Origin of the sequence: Rubrivirga sp. S365, assembly GCF_032248475.1 — a bacterium.
Taxonomy (GTDB): domain Bacteria; phylum Bacteroidota; class Rhodothermia; order Rhodothermales; family Rubricoccaceae; genus Rubrivirga; species Rubrivirga litoralis.
The window spans coordinates 522,788-538,515 of record NZ_JAVTTN010000001.1 but is presented as its reverse complement, the minus strand read 5'-3'; the positions used below and the strand labels follow the sequence as shown (position 1 = coordinate 538,515).

Here is a 15,728-nt window from a genome sequence, read left to right as displayed (position 1 = left end):
CTCGTACCGAGTACCCCGTACCGCGTTAGATGTCGAGGGGCTCGGGCTGCTGGGCCGCGTGCGGGTGGTCGGGGCCGGCGTAGACGTGGAGCTTGCCGAGCATGGCGCGGCCGAGCTTGTTGCGCGGCATCATGCCCTTGACGGCGTTCTCGACGATGAACTCGGGCTTGTGGTCGCGGAGCTCCTTCGGCGTCCGCTGCTTGATGCCGCCGGGGTAGCCGGAGTGCCGGAAGTAGAGCTTGTCGGTCTCCTTCTTGCCCGTGAACCGCGCCTTGCCGGCGTTGACGACCACGACGTGGTCGCCGACGTCCATGTGGGGCGTGTACTCCGGCTTGTGCTTGCCGCGGAGGATCGTGGCGACGCGGGCGGCGAGGCGGCCGACGACGAGGTTCTCGGCGTCGACGACGTGCCACGCCGCTTCGACGTCGCCGGGCCGGGCGCTGTAGGTCTTGAACGAGGTCGTGTTCATGGGTCTGTCGGGGCCGGGGGGCCGGCGCGGGCGCAAAAAGAGGGCGGGGCGGGCGGGGCTCCTCCGCGCAGACGTGCGCGGGAGGGCAGCGGTCCGCTCCGCGGCCGACGGGCCGACCGGGCGTCTACGGCAGACGGGGGCCGGGGCAGTCGAGCCTGGGAAGCTAGAGGGCAGGCGGGGCAGGGGCAACGTCTGGGACCCGGCCGGACGGCCCGGATGGGCGAGTTCAAGGGTTCTTCCTCGGTAAGAGCGCGCGCTCTATCTTCACCGTCTGCCCAGGTATGCCCACGGATTCGACGGCTCACTGTGTCCGACATCTCCTTCGAACGGCTCGACGCCGTCGCCGCCCGCCTCCCCTTCTCCGTCGACGACTACGGCGCGGCCGCGGCCGCGTTCGTCCGCTGGCGGGCCGGGGGCGGGGCGGCCGACTGGGAGGCGGCCGTGACCTGGGCGTACTGCTACTCGCTCCGGTACCTCTACGTCCGGTTCGCCCGCGAGCCTGCCGCGGCGTCGGCCGACGTCGAGGCCGTCGTCGACCGGACGTTTATGCGCGTGCTCGACAAGCTTGACGAGGTCCGGGACCCGTCGAAGTTTCCGCAGTTCGTGAGCGTCGTGTGCAAGCGGGCGCTCCTCACCTACCGCGAGCGGTGCCGGCCGACGGCGGCGCTCGACGAGGAGCGGATGGCCGCCCCGCCCCGCCCGGAGTACCTCGACGGCGACCTCGTGCGGTGGGCCGTCGGCCGGGCCGTCGACGCGCTGCCCCCGGCGCTCCGCGTCGTGGCCCGGATGCGGCTCCTCGACGGCGCCCCCTACGCCGACGTGGCCCGCGCGACCGGGCACGCGCTGCCGACCGTGCGGACCTACCTCTCGAAGGCGGTCCGCCGGCTGCGCGACGACCCCCACCTCCGCGCGCTCGCGTTCGACGACGTGCTCCCGGTTGGGGCAATCCCCGAACCCGAGGGCGGGGCGGTGTAGCGAGGTTGCACGCGCGGTCGGGCCGCGTCTACCGCCCGACCCGCCCCGCTCTTGTGGACGACCTCGGCCCCCTGATCGACGACTACCCCGCCCTCTCGCCTGAGGAGCGGGCGGACGTGGAGGCGCGCGTGGCCGCGGCGCCCGAGTGGGCGGCGGCTCTGGCCGCGGCCCAGGAGTTTGCCGCCCTCCTCGACGCCGCCGCGCCCCGCCCCGCCCCGCCCCCGGCCGGCGGCGACGGGCAGCGCCCGGACGACGCGGCGGCCGCTCGCCTCCGTGCGCTGCTCGCCGAGGCCGAGGACCCGGTGCAGAAGTTCGAGCGGCTGACCGGCCAGCCCCTGCCCGATCTGCCGCCCCGCCCGACGCCGAACGGCAAGGGCGGCGGCCGAGCGGGGCGGGGAGGCGCCGCCGCGGTCGTGGTCCTCCTGGCGCTGTGGGGCGGGGTGGCCGCTCAGTCCGCCGCCACGGCGCCGGAGCGCGCGCGCGTCGCGGACGTCGGGGCGCTGGCGGACGTGGATCCGACCGCCCGGGGCGGGGTGGAGCCGCTGGCCGCGCGGCTGGACCACGCCCTGAGCCGCGTGGCGGACGCGCGGCGTGGAGCGCCGAGCCGCCCCGCCCGCTACGACGCGGACGCGCTGGCGACAGCGGCGGCCGACCTCGGCGGACTCGTGGCCGAGGCGCCGGCGGGCTCAGCGGTCGCGCAGGAGGCCGGCCTCGCGCGTGGACGCGTCCTCCTCCACCTGGGCCGCGACGCCGACGCCGCGCGGACGCTCGGCGCGCTCGTCCGCGACGGCGGCTACCGGGCGCCCGAGGCGCGGCGCCTGCTCGACTGGGTCCGCGCGGGCGGGGCGAACGAACGGGACGGGTGACGGCGCGCTGACACCGCCGCTCGGTAGCTTCCCGACCGCCCCGCCCGGCGGGTTCTCCCTCTGAGTCTGCCCGTTAGGTTTTCGCCTCCAGGACCGCCCCGCCCGTGTACGCATACGTTTCCGGCACCCTCGCCGAAAAAAGGCCGACCGAGGCCGTCATCGACGCCGGCGGCATCGGCTACCGGCTCCTGATCCCGGCCTCGTCGTTCGACAAGCTCCCGGCGGTCGGGAAGCCGGCCAAGCTGCTGACCACGTTCGTCGTCCGCGAGGACGCGCAGACGCTCTACGGGTTCGCGACCGACGGCGAGCGGACGGCGTTCGAGACGCTGACGGCCGTGAGCGGCGTCGGCCCCAAGCTGGCGCTCGCGGCGCTCAGCGCGATGAGCCCGGCCGAGCTCCAGAGCACGGTCGTCTCGGGCGACGTGGCCATGCTCACGCGCGTCCCGGGCGTGGGGAAGCGGAAGGCCGAAAAGCTCATCGTCGAGCTCAAAGACAAGTTCGCCGACCTCGACGGGCTCGAGCCGGCCGGCGCGCTGGGCAGCGGCGACTCGGCCGCCACGCAGGCCCGCGCCGACGCCCGCGCGGGCCTGGAGGCGCTCGGGCTGGGGCGCGCCGAGGCCGAGCGCCGGCTCCGCAAGGTGCTCCGCGCGAACCCGGAATCGCCCTCGGCCGAGGACCTCATCCGCCTCGCGCTGCGCGAGAGCTGAGGGCGGGGCGGCCGGGCGGGGCGCCGGGGCGGGGAGGAGAAGAGGACGGGAGGAGAAGAACCGCTCTGCGTACGACCGCCCCACCCGCCGCCCCGCCCTACGCCGCGACCGCGTCCAGGAGGGGCTCCGCCGCTTCCACCCCGCCCGAGCGGTCGAGGACGGCTTCGAGCGCGCCGAGGCACGCGAGGACTGGGCCGGGGCGGGCGCCCTCGCCCATCAGCCCGATCCGCCAGGCGCGGCCGGCGAGGTCACCCAGGCCGCCGCCGATTTCGAGGCCGTGCTCGTCGAGGAGCCGGCGCCGCGTGGCGGCGTCGTCGACGCCGTCGGGGATCCAGACGGCGTTGAGCTGGGGGAGCCGCTCGGCCTCGGGCACGACGAACGCGAGGCCCAGCGCGTCGAGCCCGGCCGCGAGCGCCCGGTGCATCCGGCGGTGCCGCGCCCACGCCGCCTCCAGCCCCTCGCCCTGGAGCCGCCGGAGCGCCTCGTGCAGCGCGTAGATCATGTTGACGGGCGCCGTGTGGTGGTACGCCCGCTTCGCCCCGTCCGCGTTCCAGTAGCGGGCGACGAGCGAGACGTCCAGGAACCACGACTGCACCGGCGTCTCGCGCGCGTCCATGCGCTCGAGGGCTCGGTCCGAGAACGTGACGGGCGAGAGCCCGGGCGGGGCGGCGAGGCACTTTTGCGTGCCGCTGTACACGGCGTCGAGCCCCCAGTCGTCCACGCGGACCGGCACGCCGCCCAGGCTCGTGACGGTGTCGGCGACGACGAGGCAGCCGTGGTCGCGGGCGATCCGGGCCAGCGTCTCGGCGTCCGACAGCGCGCCGGTCGAGGTCTCGGCGTGGACGAACGCGACGACCTCGGCCTCGGGGTGTTCTACCAGCGCGTCGGCGAGCGTCTCGGGCGGGACGGCCCGGCCCCACTCGGCGTCGACCACGACGGCCACCCCGCCCGCCCGCTCGACCATCTGGCGGAGCCGGTCGCCGAACACGCCGTTCCGGCACACCACGACCGTCGTCCCGGGCTCGACGAGGTTGTCGACGCACGCCTCCATGCCGGCCGTGCCCGGGCCGGAGACGGGCATCGTGAGCCGGTTCTGGGTCAGGAACGTCTCTTGGAGCAGCCCTTTCGTCTCGTCCATGAGGTCCACGAACGCCGGGTCGAGGTGGCCGATCGTGGGCCGGGCGAGGGCGGCGAGCACGTCGGGCGAGACCGGCGACGGGCCGGGTCCCATCAGCGTGCGGGCGGGGGGGGCGAACGATTCGGGCATGGGGGTCAGGTACGGGGTGCGAGGTATAGGGTACAGGTGCGACGCGCGAGAGCGGGGCGGTTCCACGCGCGGCCACCCCGCCCCGCCCCGTGCGCGCGAGCGTCGGGAGAGGGCGGGGCGGTTGGCGACGTGGGCGGGGCGGGGTGGAAGAGAGGGGGACGTGCGGGATGAGGAGAGGCGTGGGCTCCCTCTGCCCATCCCTCCGTCCCGCATCCCCCATCCCTCCCCCTAGAACTGCTCCGCCTCGGTCGAGTGCTGCATGGCGCCCGTCGAGGCAGCCCCGCCCGTGACCACGTCGCGGACGCGGTCGAAGTAGCCCGTGCCCACCTCGCGCTGGTGCTTGGTGGCCGTGTAGCCGCGGCCCTCGTCACCGAACTCGGCCTGCTGGAGCCGGCTGTAGGCGGCCATGCCCTCGCGGGCGTAGCCGTGGGCGAGGTCGAACATGGAGTGGTTGAGGGCGTGGAAGCCGGCGAGCGTCACGAACTGGAAGGCGTAGCCCATCGCGCCCAACTCGCGCTGGAAGCGGGCGATCGTGTCGCGGTCGAGGTGGGCCTCCCAGTTGAACGAGGGCGAGCAGTTGTAGGCCAGCTTCTTGCCCGGGAACTGGGCGTGGATGGCTTCGGCGAACGCGCGGGCCTCGTCCAGGTCGGGGTGGCCCGTCTCCATCCACAGGAGGTCGGCGTAGGGGGCGTAGGCGAGGCCGCGGGCGATCGAGGCCTCGATCCCGCTCGTGACCGGGTAGAACCCCTCGGTCGTCCGCTCGGCGTCGGTGCGGATAAACGGGCGGTCGCGCTCGTCGACGTCCGACGTGAGCAGCGTGGCGCTGTCGGCGTCGGTCCGCGCGATGAGAACCGTGGGGACGCCGGCGACGTCGGCCGCGAGCCGAGCGGCGACGAGCTTGGTCACGAACTCGCCGGTCGGTACGAGGACCTTGCCGCCCAGGTGCCCGCACTTTTTCTCCGACGCCAGCTGGTCCTCGAAGTGGACGCCCGCCGCGCCGGCCGCGACGAGCGCCTTCATCAGCTCGTGCGCGTTGAGCGCCCCGCCGAAGCCGGCCTCGGCGTCGGCCACGATGGGCGCGAGGTAGTGCGTCTCGTCCGCCCCGCCCGCGGCCCGCTCGCTCCACGCGATCTGGTCGGCCCGGAGGAGCGCGTTGTTGATCCGCTCGACGACGGTCGGGACCGAGTTGGCCGGGTATAGGCTCTGGTCGGGGTAGACGTCGCCGGCGAGGTTGGCGTCGGCGGCCACCTGCCAGCCGCTGAGGTAGACGGCCTCCAGCCCGGCCTTCACCTGCTGCACGGCCTGCCCGCCCGTCATGGCGCCCAGCGCGTGGACGTAGTCGCGGTCCTGCATGAGCGACCACAGCCGCTCGGCGCCCAGCCGCGCGAGCGTGTGCTCGACGTGGACCGAGCCGCGGAGCGCGAGCACGTCCTCGGCCGAGTACGGGCGCTCGACGCCGTCCCAGCGGGGGTTCTCGGCCCAGTCGGTTTCGATGTCGCGGGCGGTGAGGAGGCGGGCAGCGTTCAGTTCCATGGGTCTGGGGTTCGGGGGTTCGAGGTTGTGCGGTTCAAGGTTTTTGCGTCGGGTCGGGCGGGGCGGTCCGTGCGGGCGTCGGCGTCGGGGCGCACACCGCCCCGCCCGCGTCGTGTGGGCGGGGCGGGGTGGTCAGGCCGCCGCGTCGGCGGTCGCGGGGACGGCCTCGACGGCGGCGCCGTCGCCGCCGGCGGGCGGGGCGGCCGCGGCGAGGTCGGACGTCGTCGTCAGGAACGGGCGCATCTCGGGCTCCAGGAAGACCGCGCGGGCGTCGTCGGCGGCGCGGGCGTAGCGCGCGAGCTCGCGGCCGAGCGCGTCGGCGTCGTCGCCGTGGGCGTCGCAGAGGGCGAGGAGGATGGCCTCCTTCTCCTCGCGGAAGACGCGGCGGACGAGGTCGTCCGTCACCGCCTCGCCCGACGCCAGCGTCACGCCGTGGCGGCGCCACTGCCACACCTGGGCGCGGCTGATCTCGAGCGTCGCGAGGTCCTCCATCAAGTCGTCCCAAGCCACGCAGCCCACGTCCTCGTTCCAGCCCTTGAGGTAGGCGATGCCGACGCGGACGTTCGTCCTGAGGCCGTCCATCGTGTACGGGCCGCCGCCCTGCGGCATGAGGTCGGGTCGGGCGGGGAGGTCCTCGGGGAGCACGCCGAGCTGGTTGTCCGCCCCGCCCAGCGCGTCCAGGAACGGGCGCATGGCCGGGCCGATGAAGTAGGGGTGCGAGACCCAGCAGCCGTCGTGGCCGATCGACGCCTCGAACTCCTTGTCGGCGACGACCTTCGCCGTCTGCGCCTCGCGCGTGGCGTCGTCGCGGCCCGGCGTAAAGGCGGCCATCCCGCCCATCGCGAGGGCGCCGTGGCGGTGGCACACGCGGATGAGCTCGCGGGCGTAGTCGCGCATCCAGGGCCGGTTCATGCCGATGTCCGCCCGGTCGCCCAGGACGCGGTCGGGGTGCTCGCGCAGGCACTTGATGTCGGAGAAGATCTTGTCCCAGCGGCCGCCGTTGAGGCCGGCGGCGTGGTCGCGGAGCTCGTAGAGCACGGCCTCCATCTGGAGCGCGGCCGGGAGCGTCTCGATGAGGAACGTGGCGCGGATCGTGCTCCGGTCCAACCCGAGCTCGTCCTCGACGAGCGCGAACAGGCGGCTCCACCAGCGGGCCTCGCGGTAGTGCTCGACCTTGGGGACGTAGTACGCCGGCGTCTTGCCGCGGGCGACGAGCGCGCGCGCGGTGTGGATCGCGACGAGGGCGAAGTCGAGGAGCCCGGCCGCCACGGGCTCGCCGTCGACGCGGACGTTGGCCTCGTCCAGGTGGAGCCCGCGCACGCGGGCCATGAGCAGCGGCATGTCGTCCGGGTCGAGCGCGTACGTCTTCACGACCGCCCCGCTCGCGTCGGTCTTGGTCGCGGTGAGCTCGCCGCGGGCGGCGCCGATCATGTTCTCGACGCCGGCCACGACGTTGGCCCACGACGGCTTGAGGCTGTCCTCGAAGTCGAGCATGGCCGCGTCGGCGCGCTCGCCGTCGGCCCCGCGCGAGAGCATGTTGATGACCATGCGGGCGTCGCTCACCGGGCCGGTGATCTCGACGCGCCGCCGCCGCATGTCGGCCGGGAGCCGGGCGACGCACCAGCGGCCGGCGGCGGCCGGGTGCTCGACGCGCTCGGGGAGCGTGCCAGCGTTCCACTCGGCCTGCCGCTCGGCACGGTCGGCGAGCAGCGCCGTGCGGTCGGCGTGGAGCGTGCGGTGGAGCCGGGCGACGAGCGCGAGCGCGTCGGGCGTGAGCACGCGGCGGGCGGCGGCGGTGTCGGCCGCCGCGTGGAGGGCGACGCCGTCGACGGCCGTGGGGGCGGGGCGGAAGCGGGCGGGGTAGGGCATGGGAGAGTCGTGCAGCGAACTTTCGCTAGGGTACGAGGCAAGCTCAGCTCTTGCCAGCGTAATTTCGCTGACATGCTTCAGGACTCCGAAATAAGCGATCTTCGGTTTGCCCTTCCGCTCTCAGCGAAAGATGGAAGCGCTTCCCACGCTTCCGACGCGTCGCCCACCCCGCCCGCCCTGTTCGTCTCATGCCCGATCGCCTCCGCCTCATCCTCGGCGTCAAGCTCCGCGCGCTCCGCCAGGAGCGGGGGCTCGGGCTGAAGGCGCTCGCCCAGAAGGCCGGCCTCTCCGTCAGCTACCTGTCCGAGATCGAGCAGGGCAAGAAGTACCCGAAGCCGGACAAGATCGTCGACCTCTCGGTCGCCCTCGGCGTGCCCTACGACGACCTCGTCTCGCTGCGCGTGGACAAGGGGCTAGGGGCGGTGAAGGAGGTGATCGAGAGCCCGCTGCTCCGCGGCTTCCCGTTCGACCTGTTCGGGGTCGACGCCGAGTCCGTCGTCCGCCTCTTGTCGCCGGACAAGGCCGGCGCGCTCGTGCAGGCCGTCGGCGACGTGACGCGGGCCTACGACGCGCGCGTCGAGGACCTCCTCCTGGCCGCGCTCCGGGCGTACCAGCAGATGCACGCCAACCGCTTCCCCGACCTGGAGGCGGCGGCCGAGCGGCTCCGCGAGCGGCTGGGGATCGAGGGCGTCCCGGACGCGGCGCGGCTCCGCGGCGTCTTGGAGCGCGAGCACGGCTACCGCGTCGAGACGGACACGCTGCCGGGGCACCCCGAGCTGGGCGCGTTCCGCAGCGTCCTCTCGCAGGGCGGGGCGGGACCCGCGGGCGGGGCGCAGGCCGCGGGCGGGGCGGTCCTCCACGTCAACGGCGCGCTCCGCGACGAGCAGCTCGCGTTCCTCTACGCCCGCGAGCTCGCGTTCCTCGAGCTGGCGCCCGACGACCGGCCGTTGGCGTCGCCGTGGGTCCGGGCGGAGCGGTTCGGGCAGGTGCTCGCCAACTTCGAGGCGTCGTACCTGGCGGGCGCGCTCCTGCTGCCGGCCGCCGAGATCGACGCCGTCCTCTTAGCTCAGGCCGACGCCGAGCGGTGGGACCCGGCCGCCTTCCTGGCCCTCCTCGACCGCTACCGCTCGACGCCGGAGATGCTGTTCCACCGGCTCACGCAGCGCGTGCCCGAGGCGTTGGGGATCGACGAGCTGTACTTCCTCCGCTTCCACCACGAGACGACGACCGACCGGGTCGAGCTGACGAAGACGTTCAACCTTAGCCGCGTGCCGGTGCCGCACGGGGTCTCTGCGGGCGAGCACTACTGCCGACGGTGGCCGGCGCTCCAGGCGCTCGCCGCCCTCGACGCCCGCCAGCGGACGGCGGCCGGGCGGGGCGGGACCGACGACGGGCCGGCCGTCGTGGCGCAGCGCCAGCACTTCGTGGCGGGCACGGCCGGCGACGCCGAGCCGGCCGACTTTTTCGTGCTGGCGGTCGCCCGGCCGCTCTCGCTCCGGCCGGGCGTGAACTCGGCCGTCTCGCTGGGCCTCCGCCTCACGCGCGCCACCAAACGGGCCGTCCGGTTCTGGGACGACCCCGCGCTCCCGCGCCTCGACGTCAGCCTGACGTGCGAGCGGTGCCCCATCGCGGACTGCCGCGTGCGGGCCGCCCCGCCCACGGCGCTCCGCGAGGCGGAGGCGGAGGCGGGGCGGCGCGCGGCGCTCGCGGCGCTGTAGGGCGGGGTGGCCTCTTCGGTGGCGCCAACGCAAACCGCCCCGCACAGGCATGTGCAGGGCGGGGCGGTGGGCTCTACTGGATTCGAACCAGTGACCTCGTCGATGTCAACGACGCGCTCTAACCAACTGAGCTAAGAGCCCGGGCGGGGCGGGCGCACACGCCCACCGCCGAGGCCGCCCAACATACGGCGGCGCCCCGGAGGCCGACAAGGGACGCGCCGGGGAGGGTTGGTGAAGGTGCCGCCCCGCCCGCCGGTATGACCCGGCCCGCCGCCCTGCCCTGTCGAGTTACGATTCCGCCCCGCCCCGCCCCGCCCTACCCCTCGCTGGGGACGTGCTCCCGCGGGCGGGGCGGGGGCGGACGCGTGACAAAGGTCCGTCCGATACCGCCCGCCCCGCCCGTGCGGCCCCGCTCAACGGGCGGGGCGGGCAGGCGATGGCACGCCGTTTGGGTTCAGCCCGGCGTCCCCCCGACCGCTATGACCGCCCTCAGTGCCCACGTTCCGTCCCAGCCCGCGCCGTCCGCAGACGGCGTGGAGGCCTCTGTGCGGCGGGCGCTCGAAGACGCCCACGGCGTCTCGGGAGCGTTCGCCGTCTCGCCGTGCGCGTTCCGGCGGCTCGACCCCGAGGCCGCCCGCCGCCTCGCCCCGCCCCGCCCCGCCGCCGCGGGCGGGGCGGGGCGGTGGATCCTGGTGACGTGCCGCTCGGCGGCCGAGGCCGAGCACCAGACCCACCTCCACGAGCGGTGCCTGACCGCGGCCCAGCGGTTTATGCTCTCGCTCTCGTGCGACGGCGTCGACAACGTGTGGTCAGGGCTCTCGGTGGACGCCGACGTCGTCCGCCGCGCCGGCGTCGAGCTGGACGGGAGCGTGCCGGTCGGCTTGATCCGGTACGGGTAAACGCCGGCGCCGTGGCCGGGAGATGGCGCAGCGTAGGTTCCGGGCTTCCCCCCGGTGCCCCGATGCTCCGCCCCGCCCTCGCCGTCGCTTTGTTCGCTGCCCTCGCGGGCGTCCCCGCGCTCGCGCAGCAGGCCGACCCTGCCGTCGTGGCGGACTCGGCGGCGGTCGATTCGCTGGCCGCCGACTCCCTCGCGCTCGCCGACTCCGGCCTCGTCGCGCGGACCGGGGCTGAGATCGACTCGATCGCCGTCGCCGCGATCACCGACACGACCACGCGCGTCGCCGACGTGCTCGGGAACGGGGTCGGGGTGGACCTGTTCGGGCGGACGCTGTTCGAGGTCTGGGGCGGGTTGGGGCCGTTCTCGCCCGAGGAGCGGGCGGCCGCCCTCTCGGACCGCCTCGCCGAGCTCGCCACGAACGGCGACGTCGACCCGGAGGGCCTCCGCATCGTCGACGGCAACGACCTCTCGCTCGTCCAGATCGGCCCCGTGACCGTGATGACGGTGACGAACGAGGACGCTCAGGCGCTCGGCGTGCCCCGGGCGCAGGCCGCCGTTGGGTACCGGCAGGAGATCATCAGCGGGGTCCGGGCCTACCGCGAGCAGGCCACGATCCGCGGCGTCGTCCAGAACGCCGTCGTCTCGGTCGTGGCCCTCGTGGTCCTCGTCCTCGTCCTCCGCGGGCTGGGGTGGCTCTTCGGGTGGATCGACCGCCGGACGGCGGCCGTCCGCGGGCGGGTCCTCCGCCCGGTCCGCATCGGGACGCTCGAAGTCGTCGGGCGCGACCAGGTGGCGAGGTTCGGGCGCGGGCTCGGCGCGCTCCTCCGCCTGGCCGTCTCGGCCGTCATCGTCTACGCGTTCCTGGCCTACGTGCTCGGGCTCTTCCCGTGGACCCGGAGCTGGAGCGAGAACCTCCTCAACGTCGCGCTCGCCCCGCTCCAGCGCCTCGGCGCGGTCCTCCTGTCGTCGGTCGACAACGTGATCGCGATCGTGGTCATCCTCGTCGTCGTCCGGTGGCTCATGCGGCTCTCGGACTACCTGTTCATCCGCGTCGAGCGGGGCGAGGTGCAGCTGGGCGGCTTCCACGCCGAGCTCGCCGACCCCACGCGGAAGATCGCCCGGTTCCTCCTGGGGATCCTGGCCGTCATGCTCATCTACCCGTACACGCCCATCGTCAACAGCCCCGTGTTCCAGGGGCTGACGGTGTTCCTGGGCATCCTGTTCTCGCTGGGGTCGTCGACGGCGATCGCTAACATGGTCGCCGGCATCGTGCTCACGTACTCGCGGGCGTTCCGCATCGGCGACCGCGTCAAGGTGGGCGACACGTTCGGCGACGTGGTCGAGAAAAGCTTCCTCGTGACGCGCATTCGGACGCCGAAAAACGAGGACGTCTCGGTCCCCAACGCGACCGTCCTCTCGAACCACATCATCAACTACTCGGTGATGGCCCGTGAGGGGAGCGGGGTCATCCTCCACACCGAGATCACGATCGGGTACGACGTCCCGTGGCCGCAGGTCCACCGGCTCCTGATCCAGGCCGCCCGCGACACGGCCGGCGTCGAGGCCACCCCGCCCCCGTTCGTGCTCCAGACCGGCCTGGGCGACTTTTCGGTCGCCTACCAGCTCAACGCCTACACCCGCGAGGTCACGCGGATGGCCCGGATCTACAGCGACGTCCACCAGCACGTCCAGGACCGCTTTGCCGAGGCCGGCGTCGAGGTCCTGAGCCCGACCTACGGGGCCTGGCGCGAGGGGCCGTCGACAGTCCCCGAGTATGCCGCGCTCCGCGACCTCGAGGGCCGCGTGGCCGTCGCCCCGCCGGCCGCCGAGACCGACGGCGCCGACGCGCCCGCCCCGCCTGAGCCCACGCCGCTCCCCGACGTCAAGCCGCCCCCGTTCCTGGGCGGGGCGGCCGGCGACGGGTCGTAGAATGCGGAATGGCGAATGCGGAATGGCGAATGCGGAATGGCGAATGCGGAATGGTGAAGGGGAGCCGCCCCGGCCTCGTTGCTCTACCCGGGGCGGGGTGGCCTGACCCGAGGAGCCTTTCTAATTCGCCATTCCGCATTCATCATTCCGCATTCGAATGACTCTCCACCACGCCCACCCCTGGGACGTCACGCCAAAGGAGGCCGTCCAGATCCAGCGCGAGCTCGCCCCGCTCGTGCGCGAGGAGCCGCTCGACTTCGACGCCGTGCGGACCGTCGCCGGCCTCGACGTGAGCGTCCGCGGCGACCGCGTGCGGGCCGCCATCGTGGTCCTCGACGTCCGCGACGACCTCCGCGTGGTCGACCAGGCCATCTGGGAGGGGCCGGTGGCGTTCCCCTACGTGCCCGGGCTGCTCAGCTTCCGCGAGGTCCCGGCCATCCTCCCCGCCCTGGAGCAGCTCCAGGCGCCGCCCGACGTCTACATGCTCGACGCGCAGGGGCGGGCGCACCCGCGGCGGTTCGGGCTCGCGTGCCACCTCGGCGTGCTCCTCAACGCCCCGGCGCTGGGCGTGGCCAAGACGATCCTCGTCGGCCGCCACGAGCCGCTGGACGAGGACAAGGGCGCCGCCGCCCCGCTCGTGCACAAGGGCGAGACGGTCGGGCTCGCGCTCAGGACGCGGGCGCGCGTGAAGCCGGTCTACGTCTCGGTCGGCCACCGCATGGAGCTCCGCGACGCGGGCCGCCTCGCGCTGCGCCTGGCCGTCAAGTACAAGCTCCCGCAGCCGACGCACCTCGCCCACCGCCTGAGCTACAAGGGCGAGCTGTAGCGGCCCGCCCCGCCCGCGGTCTCCGCGTATCATTGGCCGGGCGGGGTGCCTTCACCTCCTGCACCCGGTCCCACCCTATGAAGCTGGCAGAGGCCCTCCTCCTCCGGTCCGACCTCCAGAAGCGGCTCGAGCAGCTCAAGAGCCGGCTCCTGCGCAACGCGCGCGTCCAGCAGGGCGACGAGCCGTCGGAGGCCCCGGACCGGCTGATCGAGGCGTACGAGGAGGCGAGCGCCGAGCTCGAACGGCTGATCCGGCTGATCAACCGGACCAACCTGTCCGTCGAGATCGCCCCCGGGTTCACCCTGACCGACGCGCTGGCCCGCCGCGACGTGCTCCGCCTCCGCGCGGACACCTACCGCGAGCTCGCTCGCGCCGCGAGCGTGTCGCAGGACCGGTACCTCCGGTCCGAGGTCAAGTTCGTGAGCACCGTCGAGGTCCGGGCCGTCCAGCAACGGGCCGACGACCTGTCGCGCGAGCTCCGCGAGCTCGACGCGAGGGTCCAGGAGACCAACTGGCAGTACGACCTTATGGAGTGACGCCGGGCCGGAGCGATGGTAGCCGCCATCCGCGAGGGCGAGCGCAAACCCAGGCCGGGGGTAGCCGGCCACACACCAGACTAAAAATCTGGACCGCGCGATGGGCAGCGCATCGGGTCACCCCGAGCACCGTTCAGCCCCGCACAGTCACCTGTGCACCGGGCACCGCGCACCGTGCACGACCACGCGCTGACTCGCAGGCGGTGAGGGTGGGTAAGGGGTTGCTCCGGCTCCAGGCGAAGCGCGGGCGCAAAGCGGCGGAGGCCGCAAGCGGATCGCCCCGCCCCGGACCGCGCGCGGTCGGGCGGGGCGGGACCGTTGGCGTAGCGCCGTTGCATGCAACGGCGCTATAGCGTGGCGACCGGGGCGGGGTGGCGCGACGGCTCCTACGTTCATCACTCCCCGTGTCCTCTGCGTCAAATCGGCGGGGCGGGGCGGGGCGGCGGGGACTGAGGGCGCCGGTACGGCGTTTGTCACCGGACCCCCAAACGACTCCCACCCCGCCCGTAGAGTTCACCTGTGCGACGGCGGCGACGACCCCCGACGCATGGAAGCGACAGTTGGTACTGGAACACACGGCGGAGCCGGCGTCCCCGACGCCTTTGAGCACCCGCGCGGCCTGTTCTGCAACCGGACCCTCAACCTGAGGAAGATCCAGGCCGTCGGGTACGACATGGACTACACGCTCGTCCACTACCATGTGGCGCTGTGGGAGGAGCGGGCCTACAGCTACATCAAGAACGGGCTGGCGGCGCAGGGGTGGCCCGTCGAGGACCTCGTGTTCGACCCCGACCTCGTGGTCCAGGGCCTCGTCATCGACACGGAGCGGGGGAACGTGGTCAAGGCCAACCGCTTCGGCTACGTCAAGCGCGCGTTCCACGGGAGCACGCCGCTGGACTACGAGAGCCAGAAAAAGGCGTACCGGCGGACGCTCGTCGACCTCCACGACACGCGGTGGCGGTTTATGAACACGCTGTTCTCGATCTCCGAGGCGTCGATCTACCTCCAACTCGTCGACCTCCTCGACGCCGGGAAGCTGCCGGAGCGGTTGGGCTACGACGACCTCTACCAGACGGTCCGCCAGACGCTCGACGCGGCCCACCTCGAAGGGCTCCTCAAGGCCGAGATCCTGGCCGACCCCGACCGCTTCGTCGACGTCGACCCCGACGTGCCGCTCGCGCTGCTCGACCAGAAGGAGGCGGGCAAAAAGGTGCTCCTCATCACGAACTCCGAGTGGGAGTACGCCGCCCCGCTCTTGACCTACGCGTTCGACCCGCACCTGCCGGGCGACATGACGTGGCGCGACCTGTTCGACCTGGCGATCGTGGGCGCGCGCAAGCCGGCGTTCTTTTCCGAAGCCGCGCCCGCCTTCGAGGTCGTCGGCGAGGACGACGCCGGGCGCGCCGTGCTCCGCACGCAGACTGGCTTGCTCGAAGAGGGCCGCGCCTACGTCGGCGGCAACGCGGCGCTCGTCGAGGCCAGCCTGGGCCTCGCCGGGTCCGAGATCCTCTACGTCGGCGACCACGTGTTCGCCGACGTCAAGGCGTCGAAGAGCGTGCTCCGCTGGCGGACGGCGCTCGTGCTCCGCCCGCTCGAAGACGAGATCGAGGCGTTCGTCGCGTGGCGCAGCGAGCAGGAGCGGCTGACGGCGCTGATGACCGAGAAGGAGCGGCTCGAGGCCTACTTCTCGGCGCTCCGCCTGGAGCGCCAGCGGAACGAGGGCGGCTACGGCCCGCAGACGGATCGGTCGCTAGAGTGGCTGACCGACCGGATCGACCAGACGCGCGAGCGGCTGCTCGCGATCGACGCCGAGATCGCCCCGCTCGCCGTCGCGTCGAGCCGCCTCGTGAACCCGCGGTGGGGGCCGCTCATGTGGGCCGGCAACGACAAGAGCCACCTGGCCCGCCAGATCGAGGCGTCGGCCGACGTGTACACGGCGCGCGTCTCCAACTTCCTCCACTACACCCCGTTCGTCTACCTCCGCAGCCCGCGCGGCACGCTCGCCCACGACCACGCGACGCCGCAGGCGGCCGGGCTGGAGCAGGCGGCCGACGACATGGGCCTCGACACGTTCGGCGAGGCCGGCGACGGCGTCCCCGGCGAGGCGCCCGCCTAGCCACCCCGCCCGCACGCCT

General features: G+C 73.6%; 13 protein-coding genes and 1 tRNA gene. 9 read left to right on the top strand and 5 right to left on the bottom strand.

The genetic code is table 11. The annotated features are described in order from the left end of the window. Positions 1-25: 25 nt before the first annotated feature. Positions 26-469 carry a 50S ribosomal protein L13 gene (gene rplM / locus RQM47_RS02395; RefSeq protein WP_314007236.1) on the bottom strand — a complete coding sequence of 148 codons (444 nt, stop codon included), beginning with the start codon at positions 467-469 and terminating at the stop codon, positions 26-28. 306 nt (positions 470-775) lie between these two features. Between rplM and RQM47_RS02390 the strand changes: the two genes are divergently transcribed. The 3 genes from RQM47_RS02390 (at position 776) to ruvA (ending at position 3,017) form a co-directional block, all read left to right on the top strand. Further along, positions 776-1,444, top strand: a complete 669-nt coding sequence (locus RQM47_RS02390; RefSeq protein WP_311662875.1) for a sigma-70 family RNA polymerase sigma factor — start codon at positions 776-778, stop codon at positions 1,442-1,444. Between the two features lie 53 nt (positions 1,445-1,497). After that, the gene (locus RQM47_RS02385; RefSeq protein WP_311662876.1) at positions 1,498-2,310 is read left to right on the top strand and encodes a hypothetical protein; all 813 of its coding nucleotides are present in this window, start codon (positions 1,498-1,500) and stop codon (positions 2,308-2,310) included. Between the two features lie 104 nt (positions 2,311-2,414). Further along, on the top strand, positions 2,415-3,017 hold the full coding sequence (ruvA, locus tag RQM47_RS02380; RefSeq protein ID WP_311662877.1) for a Holliday junction branch migration protein RuvA: 603 nt from the start codon (positions 2,415-2,417) through the stop codon (positions 3,015-3,017). A gap of 97 nt (positions 3,018-3,114) precedes the next feature. Here the strand turns inward: ruvA and RQM47_RS02375 are convergent, their stop codons facing one another. From RQM47_RS02375 to RQM47_RS02365, 3 genes are all read right to left on the bottom strand, one after another. Next, positions 3,115-4,284, bottom strand: coding sequence for an alanine--glyoxylate aminotransferase family protein (locus tag RQM47_RS02375; protein ID WP_311662878.1), 1,170 nt, complete (start codon positions 4,282-4,284; stop codon positions 3,115-3,117). Positions 4,285-4,512: 228 nt separating this feature from the next. Continuing rightward, positions 4,513-5,817 carry an isocitrate lyase gene (gene aceA, locus RQM47_RS02370; RefSeq protein WP_311662879.1) on the bottom strand — a complete coding sequence of 435 codons (1,305 nt, stop codon included), beginning with the start codon at positions 5,815-5,817 and terminating at the stop codon, positions 4,513-4,515. Between the two features lie 132 nt (positions 5,818-5,949). Further along, positions 5,950-7,686, bottom strand: coding sequence for a malate synthase A (locus RQM47_RS02365; RefSeq protein ID WP_311662880.1), 1,737 nt, complete (start codon positions 7,684-7,686; stop codon positions 5,950-5,952). Positions 7,687-7,874: 188 nt separating this feature from the next. Between RQM47_RS02365 and RQM47_RS02360 the strand changes: the two genes are divergently transcribed. After that, on the top strand, positions 7,875-9,404 hold the full coding sequence (locus tag RQM47_RS02360; protein ID WP_311662881.1) for a helix-turn-helix transcriptional regulator: 1,530 nt from the start codon (positions 7,875-7,877) through the stop codon (positions 9,402-9,404). Positions 9,405-9,471: 67 nt separating this feature from the next. Here RQM47_RS02360 and RQM47_RS02355 read toward each other — a convergent pair. Next, positions 9,472-9,545 (bottom strand) — tRNA-Val (locus RQM47_RS02355). Positions 9,546-9,883: 338 nt separating this feature from the next. Between RQM47_RS02355 and RQM47_RS02350 the strand changes: the two genes are divergently transcribed. From RQM47_RS02350 to RQM47_RS02330, 5 genes are all read left to right on the top strand, one after another. Then, positions 9,884-10,303, top strand: a complete 420-nt coding sequence (locus tag RQM47_RS02350) for a hypothetical protein (RefSeq protein ID WP_311662882.1) — start codon at positions 9,884-9,886, stop codon at positions 10,301-10,303. A 62-nt stretch (positions 10,304-10,365) separates the two neighbouring features. Beyond that, positions 10,366-12,231, top strand: coding sequence for a mechanosensitive ion channel family protein (locus tag RQM47_RS02345; RefSeq protein WP_311662883.1), 1,866 nt, complete (start codon positions 10,366-10,368; stop codon positions 12,229-12,231). Between the two features lie 157 nt (positions 12,232-12,388). Next, positions 12,389-13,057 (top strand): endonuclease V, encoded by a 669-nt coding sequence (locus tag RQM47_RS02340; protein WP_311662884.1) that lies wholly within the window; start codon positions 12,389-12,391, stop codon positions 13,055-13,057. Positions 13,058-13,134: 77 nt separating this feature from the next. Next, a complete protein-coding gene (locus RQM47_RS02335) occupies positions 13,135-13,593 on the top strand; it encodes a DIP1984 family protein (protein WP_311662885.1) in 459 nt (152 codons plus the stop codon). Between the two features lie 547 nt (positions 13,594-14,140). Continuing rightward, the gene (locus RQM47_RS02330) at positions 14,141-15,709 is read left to right on the top strand and encodes an HAD-IG family 5'-nucleotidase (protein WP_314007234.1); all 1,569 of its coding nucleotides are present in this window, start codon (positions 14,141-14,143) and stop codon (positions 15,707-15,709) included. Positions 15,710-15,728 lie beyond the last annotated feature (19 nt).